The 12995-nt window shown below is 73.0% G+C and carries 11 protein-coding genes, 2 rRNA genes and 1 pseudogene; 12 read left to right on the top strand and 2 right to left on the bottom strand.

The annotated features are described in order from the left end of the window. The 3 genes from G3I41_RS29040 to G3I41_RS36535 form a co-directional block, all read left to right on the top strand. Positions 1–506: ribosomal RNA gene (locus G3I41_RS29040) — 23S ribosomal RNA — on the top strand; the annotation flags it as partial. A gap of 136 nt (positions 507–642) precedes the next feature. Continuing rightward, positions 643–759: ribosomal RNA gene (gene rrf / locus G3I41_RS29035) — 5S ribosomal RNA — on the top strand. A 1327-nt stretch (positions 760–2086) separates the two neighbouring features. Continuing rightward, positions 2087–2839 (top strand): tetratricopeptide repeat protein, encoded by a 753-nt coding sequence (locus G3I41_RS36535; protein ID WP_239081888.1) that lies wholly within the window; start codon positions 2087–2089, stop codon positions 2837–2839. A gap of 49 nt (positions 2840–2888) precedes the next feature. Here G3I41_RS36535 and G3I41_RS29025 read toward each other — a convergent pair whose 3' ends face one another. Then, positions 2889–4166: a DUF1015 domain-containing protein gene (locus tag G3I41_RS29025; protein ID WP_164403366.1), complete on the bottom strand. Its 1278-nt coding sequence runs from the start codon at positions 4164–4166 to the stop codon at positions 2889–2891. A gap of 71 nt (positions 4167–4237) precedes the next feature. Here G3I41_RS29025 and G3I41_RS29020 point away from each other — a divergent pair, with 71 nt between their 5' ends. From G3I41_RS29020 to G3I41_RS29005, 4 genes are all read left to right on the top strand, one after another. Next, on the top strand, positions 4238–5266 hold the full coding sequence (locus tag G3I41_RS29020; protein ID WP_164403364.1) for an HAD-IIA family hydrolase: 1029 nt from the start codon (positions 4238–4240) through the stop codon (positions 5264–5266). A 150-nt stretch (positions 5267–5416) separates the two neighbouring features. Further along, complete coding sequence (locus G3I41_RS29015) at positions 5417–6376, top strand: iron chelate uptake ABC transporter family permease subunit (protein WP_164403372.1); 960 nt, start codon at positions 5417–5419, stop codon at positions 6374–6376. Next, positions 6373–7446 carry an iron chelate uptake ABC transporter family permease subunit gene (locus G3I41_RS29010; RefSeq protein ID WP_164403362.1) on the top strand — a complete coding sequence of 358 codons (1074 nt, stop codon included), beginning with the start codon at positions 6373–6375 and terminating at the stop codon, positions 7444–7446. The genes G3I41_RS29015 and G3I41_RS29010 overlap by 4 nt, the downstream gene beginning before the upstream one ends. A gap of 65 nt (positions 7447–7511) precedes the next feature. Then, entirely contained in the window at positions 7512–8336 is an 825-nt protein-coding gene (locus G3I41_RS29005; RefSeq protein ID WP_164403360.1) for an ABC transporter ATP-binding protein, read from the top strand. Between the two features lie 14 nt (positions 8337–8350). Here G3I41_RS29005 and G3I41_RS29000 read toward each other — a convergent pair whose 3' ends face one another. Then, entirely contained in the window at positions 8351–8698 is a 348-nt protein-coding gene (locus G3I41_RS29000; protein ID WP_164403371.1) for an SCP2 sterol-binding domain-containing protein, read from the bottom strand. 54 nt (positions 8699–8752) lie between these two features. Between G3I41_RS29000 and G3I41_RS28995 the strand changes: the two genes are divergently transcribed. The 5 genes and pseudogenes from G3I41_RS28995 to G3I41_RS28975 all read left to right on the top strand — a co-directional run. Continuing rightward, positions 8753–9025: a hypothetical protein gene (locus G3I41_RS28995; protein WP_164403369.1), complete on the top strand. Its 273-nt coding sequence runs from the start codon at positions 8753–8755 to the stop codon at positions 9023–9025. Between the two features lie 7 nt (positions 9026–9032). Beyond that, the gene (locus G3I41_RS28990) at positions 9033–9848 is read left to right on the top strand and encodes a TlyA family RNA methyltransferase (RefSeq protein WP_164403357.1); all 816 of its coding nucleotides are present in this window, start codon (positions 9033–9035) and stop codon (positions 9846–9848) included. Further along, the gene (locus tag G3I41_RS28985; protein ID WP_164403355.1) at positions 9845–10750 is read left to right on the top strand and encodes an NAD kinase; all 906 of its coding nucleotides are present in this window, start codon (positions 9845–9847) and stop codon (positions 10748–10750) included. Before G3I41_RS28990 ends, G3I41_RS28985 begins: the two co-directional genes overlap by 4 nt. Positions 10751–10826: 76 nt before the next feature. Further along, positions 10827–12572 carry a DNA repair protein RecN gene (gene recN, locus G3I41_RS28980; RefSeq protein ID WP_203601809.1) on the top strand — a complete coding sequence of 582 codons (1746 nt, stop codon included), beginning with the start codon at positions 10827–10829 and terminating at the stop codon, positions 12570–12572. Positions 12573–12796: 224 nt separating this feature from the next. After that, positions 12797–12995 (top strand): annotated as a pseudogene (locus tag G3I41_RS28975) (glycosyltransferase family 1 protein); the annotation flags it as partial.

Below are 12995 nucleotides of genomic sequence, written 5' to 3'. Positions count from 1 at the left end.
CGGCAGTGGCTTGTGGAAGCGCTGTCGCTCAACGGATAAAAGGTACCCCGGGGATAACAGGCTGATCTTCCCCAAGAGTCCATATCGACGGGATGGTTTGGCACCTCGATGTCGGCTCGTCGCATCCTGGGGCTGGAGTCGGTCCCAAGGGTTGGGCTGTTCGCCCATTAAAGCGGTACGCGAGCTGGGTTTAGAACGTCGTGAGACAGTTCGGTCCCTATCCGCTGTGCGCGTAGGAATATTGAGAAGGGCTGTCCCTAGTACGAGAGGACCGGGACGGACGAACCTCTGGTGTGCCAGTTGTTCTGCCAAGGGCATGGCTGGTTGGCTACGTTCGGAAAGGATAACCGCTGAAAGCATCTAAGCGGGAAGCCTGCTTCGAGATGAGTATTCCCACCAACTTGATTGGTTAAGGCTCCCAGTAGACGACTGGGTTGATAGGCCAGATGTGGAAGCCCGGTAACGGGTGGAGCTGACTGGTACTAATAGGCCGAGGGCTTGTCCTCAGTTGCTCGCGTCCACTGTGTTGTTCCCAGGCCACGAACAGTCGTGCTGGTTGAACAACGTCACTCAATAAATTGAAAAGTGTGCTTGTTCGCTAAGCGCCGATACTCCGTACTTTTGCGGAGTGGCCGATAGTGTTTCGGTGGTCATTGCGTTAGGGAAACGCCCGGTTACATTCCGAACCCGGAAGCTAAGCCTTTCAGCGCCGATGGTACTGCAGGGGGGACCCTGTGGGAGAGTAGGACGCCGCCGAACAATTTTTGAAGGACCCTTGGTCCCAGCGTTCAGCGCTGGGACCAAGGGTCCTTTTTGTTTTGCCCGAAGCGCGTCGGGTGTCCGACTGCGTAAGAATGTCTGTAGTACCCCGATGACAGGAGCTCCACCCATGTCCACCAACTCTCCCGACGATCGTTCGGAGCGCGAGCCGCGTCGCCGGGACGGCGGTGACCGGGGCGGCTTCGGCGGCGGTCGCGACGACCGCTCGCGCGGTCCGCGCCGGGACGACGACCGCGGTGGATACCGCCGCGACGACCGTCCCTCCGGGGGCGGCTTCCGCCGCGACGACCGGGACCGCGATCGGGATCGTGGACCGCGCCGCGACGACCGTCCCTCCGGCGGTGGTTTCCGCCGGGACGACCGCGGTGGTTCCACCGGCGGCGGCTTCCGGCGCGATGACCGGGGCGGCGGCTACGACAACCGTGGTGGGTTCCGTCGCGATGACCGTGCCCCGCGTCGGGATGACGAGCGCGGTGGCCGGCCGGGTGGTTACGAGCGCCGCGACGACCGGCCTCGTGGCCCCCGCCGGGATGACGACTTCCGTGGCGGTGGCTTCCGTCGCGACGACCGTCCCTCCGGGGGCGGCTTCCGCCGCGACGACCGTGGGGGCAATTCCGGGGGTGGGTTCCGCCGTGATGACCGGGCCCCGCGCCGTGACGACGACCGTGGTGGGTTCCGCCGCGATGACCGTGCCCCGCGTCGGGACGACGACCGCGGTGGCCGGCCGGGTGGTTACGAGCGCCGCGACGACCGGCCTCGTGGCCCCCGCCGGGATGACGACAACCGTGGCGGCGGCTTCCGCCGCGACGACCGTGGGGGCAATTCCGGTGGTGGGTTCCGCCGCGACGACCGCGCCCCGCGCCGTGACGACGACCGTGGTGGGTTCCGCCGTGATGACCGGGCCCCGCGTCGGGACGACGACCGTGGCGGGTTCCGCCGCGACGACCGTGCCCCGCGTCGCGATGACGACCGTGGTGGCCGGCCGGGTGGCTATGACCGCGACCGTGCACCGCGCCGCGACGACGACCGTGGTGGCCGTTCCGGCGGCTACGGCTACGACCGCCGCGACGACCGCCGGGACGACCGCCCCCGCGGCCCCCGCCGGGATGACAGCCGTCCGGCCGGCGGCGGGTTCCGCCGTGACGACCGCGACCGCGGCCCCCGCCGCGACGACAACCGGGGCGGCGGATACCGCGGCCAGCGGGACGACCGTGATCGGGGCGGCTACCGGGGCCGCGACGACCGAGGCGGCCGCCAGGGCGGTTACGAGCGCCGCGACGACCGCGACCGTGAGCCCATCAAGCGGCTGCCCATCCCGGACGACGTCACCGGTCACGAGATCGACCAGGACGTCCGCCAGGAGCTGCTGAGCCTGCCCAAGACGCTGGCCGAGGACGTCGCGCGGAACCTGGTCATGGTGGCCCGTCTCATCGACGAGGACCCCGAGCAGGCGTACGCGTACTCGCGCATCGCCCTCCGGCTCGCCTCGCGCGTCGCCGCAGTCCGCGAGGCCGCCGGTTTCGCCGCCTACGCGACCCAGAAGTACGCCGAGGCGCTGGCGGAGTTCCGGGCGGCCCGGCGGATGACCGGGTCCGTGGAGCTGTGGCCGGTCATGGCCGACTGCGAGCGCGGTCTCGGGCGGCCCGAGAAGGCCATGGCGATGGCCGGTGAGCCCGAGGTGCAGAAGCTGGACAAGGCCGGCCAGGTCGAGATGCGTCTCGTGGCCGCCGGCGCCCGGCGGGACATGGGGCAGCTCGACGCCGCCATCGTCACCCTGCAGAGCCCCGAGCTCGCCTCGAACGCCGTGCACCCGTGGACCCCGCGCCTGCGCTACGCGTACGCGGACGCGCTGCTCGAAGCGGGCCGCGAGGACGAGGCGCGCGAGTGGTTCGGCAAGGCGCTGGAGGCCGACAAGGACGGCGCCACCGACGCGTCCGACCGCCTCGCCGAGCTGGACGGCGTCGAGTTCGTGGACGCCCTGGACGACGACGAGGAGGAGCCCGTCGCCGCCGACGCGGACCGGGACGACGCCGACGAGGACGGCACCCCCCAGGCGTAACGCATGAGAAGAGGGCGGCACCCCGAGTGGGCGCCGCCCTCTTGCGCGTTCAGCCCAGGTTCAGGCTGCGCAGGACCAGACCCGTCGCCGGTTTCGGGCCGAACGACGTCGACTTGCGGGGCATGGTGACGCCCTGGCGGGCCAGGTCCCGGACGAGCTCCTCGCGTACCGGATGCATCAGCACCGCCGTGGAGCCGTTCCGCTCGGCGTGCTCGACGGCGGCGGAGGTGTCGTGGATGTACGCGATGTGCGCCGGGTCGTCCGGGATGCGCCACACCAGGTCGAGCAGCGCCGAGTGAAGGACCGTCGCGTCGAGGGAGCGCCAGGCCGCCGGGCGGTCCGCCGGAACCGTGCGGGCCAGCAGCGCCTCGTCCGGGCGGTCGACCAGATGGAACGCGCCGTCGCCCGCGAGCAGGAAGGCGTTGCCCCCGGCAGCCGCCCCGGCCAGGGCCTCCATCGCGTCGGGAAGCGGTCCCGCCACCTCCCGTATCCGGAACAGGCCGGTCAGCGCGGCCAGCGCGTCCGCGACGGGCAGCCCGTGCAGCAGGCGGTGGATGGCGCGGACCCGGAGCGGGTAGCGGGCGGTGTCCACCAGGAGCACGAGGCCGTAGTCCCAGGGGCCCGGGTCCGTGTGCTCCTGCTGGAGCCTCAGATAGGTGGCCCAGCGGTGGTGGCCGTCCGCGATGAGCGCCTGATGCCCGGCCAGGTCCGCCTGGATCTCCGCGCGTTCGGCGGGATCGGTGACCGCCCACAGGCGGTGGCGGAAGCCGTCCTCCGTGGTCGTGCAGAGCAGCGGCTCGCGCTCGACGGTCCGCTCGACCACCGCGGTCGCCCCCGTCGCCCGGTCCTCGTCGCCCCGGTACGTCAGCAGCAGCGGTTCCAGGTGGGCGGCGGTGGCGCGCATCAGGTCGGCCCGGTCCTCGACCACATGCGCCATGACGTCCTCGTGCGGAAGCACCACGCCGTCGGCCGGCCCCGAGAGCGCGAGGGCGCCGATGACGCCCCGTTGCAGGATCTCGTCGTCGCGCTGCTCGTACACGTACAGGGCGGGCTCGGTGTCCGCCGCGAGGACGCCCTCCGCGAGCCAGTCGTCCAGGGTGGCGGCGGCCCGGGCGTTGCGGGCGGCGACCGTGCCGGCCTGCGGCAGGATCAGCCGGACGATGTTGTGCGGGTCCGCCGACTCCAGGTGCAGCAGCCCGTCGGGCCGCACGACCACGTCGTACGGGGGAGAGGTCACCGCGGCGAGGCTGCCGACCCGCTCGGGGACGTATCGCAGGCCACGGAACGGAAGCAGACGCAGTCCCTGGTCCGTGCCTCGTGTGTTCATCCACGCATCGTATGTGGGGTACAGGGATGCGCGATGATCGGGGGAGAAGCAGTCGAAGAGGAGCGCGGAACATGAGCGGGACGAGCAGGACCAGGCCGAGCGGGAGCAGCACCGCGCTGAGCGAGGCGTACGACACGGCGCTGCTCGACCTCGACGGTGTCGTGTACGCGGGCGGGCTGGCGATCGACCACGCCGTCGAGGCGCTCGGCGCGGCGCGGGACGGCGGAATGCACCTGGCGTACGTCACCAACAACGCGCTGCGCACCCCGGACGCGGTCGCCGAACACCTCACCGAACTGGGCGTCCCGGCCGAGCCCACCGACGTGATCACCTCGGCGCAGGCCGTTGCCCGGCTCGTCGCCGACCAACTGCCCGCCGGGGCGCGGGTCCTGCTCATCGGCGGCGAGGGACTGCGCGTCGCGCTGCGGGAACGCGGCCTCGAACCCGTCGAGTCGGCCGACGACGACCCGGTCGCCGTGGTCCAGGGATACGGCGGCCCCGACCTGGCCTGGGGCCGGTTCGCGGAGGCGTCGTACGCGATCAACCGCGGGCTGCCGTGGTTCGCGTCCAACACCGACCTGACGATCCCGGGCGCCCGGGGGATCGCGCCGGGCAACGGGGCGGCCGTCGAGGTCGTCCGCATCGCGACCGGCGCCGAGCCGCAGGTGGCCGGGAAGCCGCTCCCGCCGATGCACCGCGAGACCGTGCTGCGTACCGGCGCCGAACGGCCCCTGGTGGTCGGCGACCGGCTGGACACCGACATCGAGGGGGCGTTCAACGGGGGCGTCGACTCGCTGCTGGTGCTGACCGGGGTGACCGACGCGGCCCAGCTGGTGACCGCCGTTCCCGAGCACCGGCCGACGTACGTCGACGCGGACCTGCGCGGGCTGCTCACCGGACAGCCCGAGGTGACGGAGGACGGCGGGCGATTCCGCTGCGGCGGCTGGACGGCCTCCGCCGGGGGCGGCGCGCTCGTGCTGGAGGGCGACGGCGACGCGCTCGACGGGCTGCGGGCGCTGTGCGCGGCGGCCTGGTCGCACGCCGGAAACGGGGCCTGTGACCTGGACGCGGAGAAGGCCGTGGCCCGGCTGCGGCTGTGAGGACGGGCCCGGAGCCCCATAGCCTGGGTAGGCTAACCTAACCGGGTGTTGGTTGAGAGCCCCCCGGATTCCAGTTCCGGCCCGATAGCCGCGCCGGACAAGGCCGCCGCTCCCCGCAGACGTCACGCGGCGCGAGCGGCGGGGCTCCTGGTGGCCGTGGCCGTCCTCGCGCTGGTGTGCCTCGCGTCCATCGGGATCGGTGCCAAGGCGCTGCCGCTCTCCGGCGTGTGGCACGGCCTGTTCCACTACGCGGGCAGCGGCGACGACGTCCTCGTGCGCGAGGTCCGCGTCCCCCGTACCGTGCTGGGGCTCCTCGTGGGTGCCGCGCTGGGCCTCGCCGGGGCGGTGATGCAGGCGCTGACGCGTAACCCGCTCGCCGAGCCCGGCATCCTCGGCGTCAACGCGGGGGCCTCGGCCGCCGTCGTCTCCGCGATCAGCTTCTTCGGCGTGACCTCGCTGACCGGTTACGTGTGGTTCGCCTTCGCGGGCGCCGCGATCGTGTCGGTGGCCGTGTACTTCCTCGGCGGAAGCCGGTCCTCGACGCCGGTACGGCTCGCGCTCGCCGGGACGGCCGTGACCGCCGCGCTGTACGGGTACGTCAACGCCGTACAGCTGCTGGACTCGGCGTCGCTGGACCGGCTGCGGTTCTGGCAGGTCGGCTCGCTGGCCTCCGCGAACACCGAGACGGTCGGCAAGGTCTGGCCGTTCATCGCGGCGGGCGTCCTGCTCACCGTGTTCATCGCGCGCCCGCTCAACGCCCTGGAGATGGGCGACGACACCGCCAGGGCGCTGGGCGCGCACCTGACCCGGACCCGCGTCCTCGCCATGCTCGCCGTCACCCTGCTGTGCGGGGCGGCGACCGCCGCGTGCGGCCCGATCGTCTTCATCGGGCTGATGATCCCGCACCTGGTGCGCGCCCTCACCGGTCCCGACCTGCGGTGGATCCTGCCGTACGCGGCGGTGCTCTCCCCGGTGCTCCTGCTCGGCGCGGACGTGGTCGGCCGGGTCGTCGCCCGGCCCTCCGAACTCCAGGTCGGCATCGTCACCGCGCTCATCGGCGGGCCCGTCTTCATCTACCTCGTACGACGCAAGAGGATGTCCCAGCTGTGAAGGCCACGACCACGAAGGAGACGGCACGCGCGGTCCGTCCGGCACGGGCCGTGCGGACGGTCGGCGGGTATTCGTTCCGGATGAACGTGCGGGCGGCCCTGGTCGTCCTGCTCCTGGCCGTCGTGGCGGCGGGGGCCGCGATCGTCCTCATCGGCAGCGGCGACTTCTCGATGACGCCCGGCGAGGTCCTGACCACGCTCTTCGGCCACGGCACCTTCCAGCAGGAGTTCATCGTCACGGACCTGCGGCTGCCCCGGGTCCTCGTCGGACTCCTCGTCGGCGGGGCGCTCGGTGCCGGGGGCGCCGTCTTCCAGACCATCTCGCGCAACCCGCTCGGCAGCCCCGACGTGCTCGGCTTCGGGCAGGGCGCCACGGTCGGCGCGCTCACCGTGATCGTCCTCTTCGGGGGCGACGCGAAGGAGGTGGCGGCCGGCGCGGTCGTCGGCGGCCTGCTGACCGGTCTCGCCGTCTACCTGCTGGCGTGGAAGCGCGGTGTGCACGGCTTCCGGCTCGTCCTGGTGGGGATCGGGGCGGCGGCCATGCTGACCGCCGCCACCCACTACCTGATCACCAAGGCGAACCTGGTCGACGCGACCCGCGCCGTCGTCTGGATGACCGGCTCCCTCGACGGCCGCGACTGGGCGCAGGTCTGGCCGCTGCTCGTCGTCTGCGCGGTGCTGCTCCCGCTGGTGTACGGGCACGGGCCGGCCCTGCGCGTCATGGAGATGGGCGACGACGCCGCGTACGCCCTCGGGGTGCGCGTGGAACGCACCCGCCTCCTCCTCATGGGCGCTGCCGTCCTGCTCGTCGCCGTCGCCACGGCCGCCGCCGGGCCCATCGCCTTCGTCTCGCTGAGCGCCCCGCAGCTGGCGCGCCGGCTGACCCGCTCCACCGGCCCGAACCTGGTGGCCGCGACGTTCATGGGCGCGGCACTCCTGCTCGTCGCCGACTGGATCGCGCTCGACGCGTTCGGCGACCGCCAGCTGCCGGTGGGGGTGGTCACCGGGGTGCTCGGCGGCTGCTACCTGGTGTGGCTCCTGGTGACCGAGCGCAAGGCGGGGCGCATATGAGACCCCGTACCGCCGCCCCTCTTCCCCCGTCCGACAGCCGACCGTCCGACCCCCGGAGTACGACCATGCAGCGCCTCACCGCGGACTCGGTGACCCTCGGATACGACCAGCGGGTCATCGCGGAGAACCTCTCGGTCGAGATACCGGACCATTCGTTCACCGTGATCGTCGGCCCCAACGCCTGCGGCAAGTCGACCCTCCTGCGGGCGCTCTCCCGGATGCTGAAGCCGAGCCGGGGCCAGGTGCTGCTCGACGGGCAGTCGATCCACGGGCTGCCCGCCAAGAAGGTCGCGAAGACGCTGGGCCTGCTGCCGCAGTCCTCGATCGCGCCGGAGGGCATCACGGTCGCGGACCTCGTGGCGCGCGGGCGGTATCCGCACCAGGGGCTGCTGCGGCAGTGGTCGCCCGAGGACGAGCGGGTCGTCCAGGAGTCGATGGAGGCGACGGGCGTCGGCGAGCTGGCCGATCGCTATGTCGACGAGCTGTCCGGCGGTCAGCGCCAGCGGGTCTGGATCGCCATGGCCCTCGCCCAGCAGACGCCGCTGCTGCTGCTCGACGAGCCGACGACGTACCTCGACATCCAGCACCAGATCGATGTGCTGGACCTGTGCGCCGAGCTGCACGAGACCCAGGGGCGGACGCTGGTGGCCGTCCTGCACGACCTGAACCACGCGGCGCGGTACGCCACGCATCTGATCGCGATGCGCGGCGGGGAGATCGTCGCGGAGGGGGCACCGGGGGAGATCGTCACCGCGGAGCTGGTGGAGCGGGTGTTCGGACTGCGGTGCCAGGTGATCCCCGATCCGGAGACCGGGACGCCTCTGGTGGTGCCTGCCGCGCGGGCGCGCGGCGGGGCCGGGAAGACGTCCTCAACCGCCGGACGGGCTTGATGCGGCCGGCGTCGTCACAGCAGTGACTTCAGTTTCAGGAGGTCCCTGAAGCCCGCCTCCAGGCGGACCCGGCCCGACGCCCACGCCTTGGCGAAGTTCAGGTCGCCGTCGACCATGGCGACCAGGTCGTCGCCGGTCATCGAGAGGCGGATCTCGGCCTTTTCCCGGGGTGGGCCCTCCAGCGTGTCCAGGACCCGGACGCGGCCGCCGGACAGGCGGCCGGTGAACGTGATGTCCAGGTCCCGGATGTGGCAGCTCAGCGAGCGGTCCAGGTCCGCGGCGCGGCGCACGTCGCCGTCCGCCCCCGCGAGGTTGTCGGAAAGTCTGTCGAGTGCGCTGCGGCACTCCGCCATGGTCGCCATCATGATCGACGGTACCCCAGCGCTTCGCGGTAGCGTTTCCGCATGAGCGACCCGATGCCCGACCCCGAGACGGACGCCCCGCCGGAGCCGGCCGAGCCCGCGGGGCCCGCGCCCCTCGGTGTCGTACGGACGCCCACCGGCAGTCCCGGGGTGGACGCGCTGCTGGAGCGGCTGGCCGATGCCGACCACCTCGCGGCGGACGGGCACACCGAGGTGTACGAGGATGTACACCGGGGCCTGCGCGAGGCGCTGAGCGCGCTGGACGCCGGGCCCGCCCCCGCACCGGGACCACCCGTACCGGTGCCCCCGTACAACCACAGGAGCTGAACCGAACGTGGCAGGAGTCGCCCGTCGCCGTCTCGACGCCGAGCTGGTACGCCGCAAGCTGGCCCGCTCGCGCGAGCACGCCAGCCAGCTGATCGCGGCGGGCCGGGTGACCGTCGGCGGCAACACCGCGACCAAACCGGCCACCCAGGTCGAGACCAGCGCCGCCGTCGTCGTCACCAAGGACGACAGCGACCCCGAGTACGTCTCGCGCGGCGGCCACAAGCTGGCCGGCGCCCTCGCCGCCTTCGTCCCGCTCGGTCTGGAGGTCGAGGGCCGCCGTGCGCTGGACGCGGGCGCCTCGACCGGCGGGTTCACCGATGTGCTGCTGCGCGCCGGGGTCGCCCGGGTGGTGGCCGTGGACGTCGGCTACGGGCAGCTTGCCTGGTCGCTCCAGTCCGACGAGCGCGTCGTCGTCAAGGACCGCACCAACGTGCGGGAACTGACCCTGGAGGCCATCGACGGCGAGCCGGTCGACCTGGTGGTCGGCGACCTGTCGTTCATCCCGCTCGGACTCGTGCTGCCGGCCCTGGTCCGCTGCACGGCCCCCGGCGCCGACCTGGTCCTCATGGTCAAGCCGCAGTTCGAGGTCGGCAAGGACCGGCTCGGCAGCGGCGGTGTGGTGCGCGACCCCGGACTGCGCGCCGAGGCGGTACGGGAAGTGGCCCGCCGGGCGTGGGCGCTGGGCCTGGGGGTGCGGGGCGTGACCGCGAGCCCGCTGCCGGGGCCCTCCGGGAACGTCGAGTACTTTCTGTGGCTGCGGGCCGGGGCACCGGAACTGGATCCCGCGGATGTCGACCGTGCAGTGGCGGAGGGGCCTCGTTGACGACGAATGCGGCACGTACAGTCTTTCTTCTCGCGCACACCGGCCGCCCGGCCGCGATCCGCAGCGCGGAGCTCGTCGTGCAGGGGCTGCTGCGCCACGGCCTGGGGGTGCGGGTCCTCGCCACGGAGGCGGCCGACCTGCCCCTGCCCCCGTCCGTGGAGACCGTCACCGATGCCACGCCCGAGGTCCTCAACGGCTGTGAGCTGCTGATCGTCCTCGGCGGCGACGGGACGCTGCTGCGCGGCGCCGAACTCTCCCGCGCCTCCGGCGTGCCCATGCTCGGCGTCAACCTCGGCCGGGTCGGCTTCCTCGCCGAGGCCGAGCGCGACGACCTCGACAAGGTGGTCGACCGGGTCGTCACCCGGGCGTACACGGTCGAGGAGCGCATGACGATCGACGTCCTGGTGCACAGCAACGGGGACGTCGTCCACACCGACTGGGCGCTCAACGAGGCGGCCGTGCAGAAGGTGTCGCCCGAGCGGATGCTCGAAGTCGTCCTGGAGATCGACGGCCGCCCGGTGACCGGGTTCGGCTGCGACGGCATCGTGTGCGCGACGCCCACCGGCTCCACCGCGTACGCCTTCTCGGCCGGAGGGCCCGTCGTCTGGCCGGAGGTCGAGGCGCTGCTGCTGGTCCCGATCAGCGCCCACGCCCTGTTCGCCAAGCCGCTGGTGACCTCGCCCACGTCGGTGCTCGCCGTCGAGGTGCAGCCGCACACCCCGCACGGGGTGCTGTGGTGCGACGGGCGCAGGACCGTCGAGCTGCCCTCCGGGGCGCGGGTCGAGGTGCGGCGCGGTGCCGTGCCCGTCCGGCTGGCCCGGCTGCACCAGGCGTCGTTCACGGACCGCCTCGTCGCCAAGTTCGCGCTGCCGGTGTCGGGGTGGCGGGGCGCGCCCCACTGATCCCGGACGGGGCGGCACGATCCGGGGGCCCGGGCCGTGGCCCGTGTGCGCGCGGGCGGTGAAACCTCGTATGGTCATGTCCGTGTTGGAGGAGATGCGGATACGGTCGCTCGGGGTCATCGACGACGCGGTGGTGGAGCTGTCACCCGGCTTCACCGCGGTGACGGGTGAGACCGGCGCCGGCAAGACCATGGTCGTCACCAGCCTGGGGCTGCTGCTCGGCGGGCGCGCCGACCCCGCCCTGGTGCGGATCGGTGCCAAGGCCGCGGTCGTCGAGGGCCGGATCACGGTGGCCGGGGGCGACGCGGTGGTCCTGCGCGCCGAGGAGGCCGGGGCCGAGATCGAGGACGGGGCGCTGCTCATCAGCCGCACCGTCTCCGCCGAGGGGCGCTCCCGGGCGCACCTGGGCGGCAGATCCGTGCCCGTGGGCGTGCTGTCCGAGCTGGCCGACGAACTCGTCGCCGTGCACGGCCAGACCGATCAGCAGGGCCTCCTCAAGCCCGCCCGGCAGCGCCAGGCCCTCGACCGGTACGCGGGCGACGGCGTCGCCGTGCCGCTCGCCGCGTACACGGCCGCCTACCGGCGGCTGCGGAACGTGGCGGCGGAGCTGGACGAGCTGACGACGCGCGCCCGCGAACGCGCCCAGGAGGCCGACCTGCTGCGCTTCGGCCTCGACGAGATCGCCGCCGTCGAACCCCTGCCCGGCGAGGACACCGAGCTGGCCGCCGAGGCCCAGCGGCTCGGCCACGCCGACGCGCTCGCCTCCGCCGCCGCCCTCGCGCACACCGCGCTGGCCGGCAACCCGGAGGACCCGGAGGCCCTGGACGCCACGACCGTGGTGGCGGCCGCCCGGCAGGCCCTCGACGGGGTGCGCTCGCACGACCCGGCGCTCGCCTCGCTCGCCGACCGGGTCGGCGAGATCTCCATCCTGCTCGCGGACGTCTCCGGCGAGCTGTCCGGTTACGCGGACCAGCTCGACGCCGACCCGTTGCGGCTCGCCGCCGTGGAGGAGCGGCGCGCCGCTCTCACCGCCCTCACCCGCAAGTACGGCGATGACATCACCGCCGTGCTCGCCTGGGCGCAGGAGGGCGCGGCCCGGCTCACCGAGCTGGAGGGCGACGACGACCGGATCGGTGAGCTGACCGCCGAGCGGGACGCCCTGCGCGCCGAACTCTCGGGACTCGGGCAGGCGCTGACCGACGCCCGGACGGCGGCCGCCGCGTCCTTCGCGGAGGCGGTGACCGAGGAGCTGGCGTCCCTGGCCATGCCGCACGCCCGGGTGTCCTTCGACATCCGGCAGGCCGAGGCGGCGGACGAGGCGTCCGGCATCGCGATCGGCGGACGGAACGTGGCGTACGGCCCCTCCGGCGCGGACGAGGTCGAACTGCTGCTGGCCCCGCACCCCGGCGCCCAGCCCCGGCCGATCGCCAAGGGCGCGTCGGGCGGTGAGCTGTCCCGGGTGATGCTCGCGGTCGAGGTGGTCTTCGCGGGCTCCGACCCCGTGCCCACGTACCTCTTCGACGAGGTCGACGCGGGTGTCGGCGGCAAGGCGGCCGTCGAGGTCGGGCGGCGGCTCGCGAAGCTGGCGAAGTCCGCCCAGGTCGTCGTCGTCACGCACCTGCCCCAGGTGGCCGCGTTCGCGGACCGGCAGCTGCTGGTCGAGAAGACCGTGGACGGCTCGGTGACCAGCAGCGGGGTGACCGTCCTGGAGGGCGAGGACCGGGTACGGGAGCTGTCCCGGATGCTCGCGGGCCAGGAGGACTCCGAGACGGCCCGCGCCCACGCCGAGGAACTGCTCGCCACGGCCCGCGCGGACGGGTAGGGCATGTCCGGCCGGGGTGCGCTCGGCGCGTGCCCCGGCTCTCGCACCCGCCGTACGGGTGTCGTGGCGCCGTACACGCTTTCACCCGTGCGAGTGGTGTCGGCCGTCCGATTTGTCGTGGTGGGCCCCGGAGTAACGGTTCCGTCGTGCCGGAACGTGCGTACGGACTGGCATCCTTGGCCGTGTTCGTACCCCCGACTCGGGAGCCCCGGGAGCCAATCGACGTGTCACAGCTGCGCACGGTCCAGGTACTCGGCGGCGGCAGTGCCGGCAGCAGCACGCACGCCGGCTCGCTGGCCGCCGGACTGGTCGCTCGGGGAGTGCGGGTGACCGTCTGCGCGCCGGCCGGGCTGGACCGCACCCACGACTTCGCCGCCACCGGCGCCCACTTCGCGCCCGTGCCCCGGCGCAGCGATCCGGCGG

Source organism: Streptomyces sp. SID9727 (assembly GCF_010550605.1).
Classification (GTDB): Bacteria; Actinomycetota; Actinomycetes; order Streptomycetales; family Streptomycetaceae; genus Streptomyces.
Note: the sequence above shows the minus strand (reverse complement) of the source record. Positions and strands in the feature narration are given on the sequence as shown.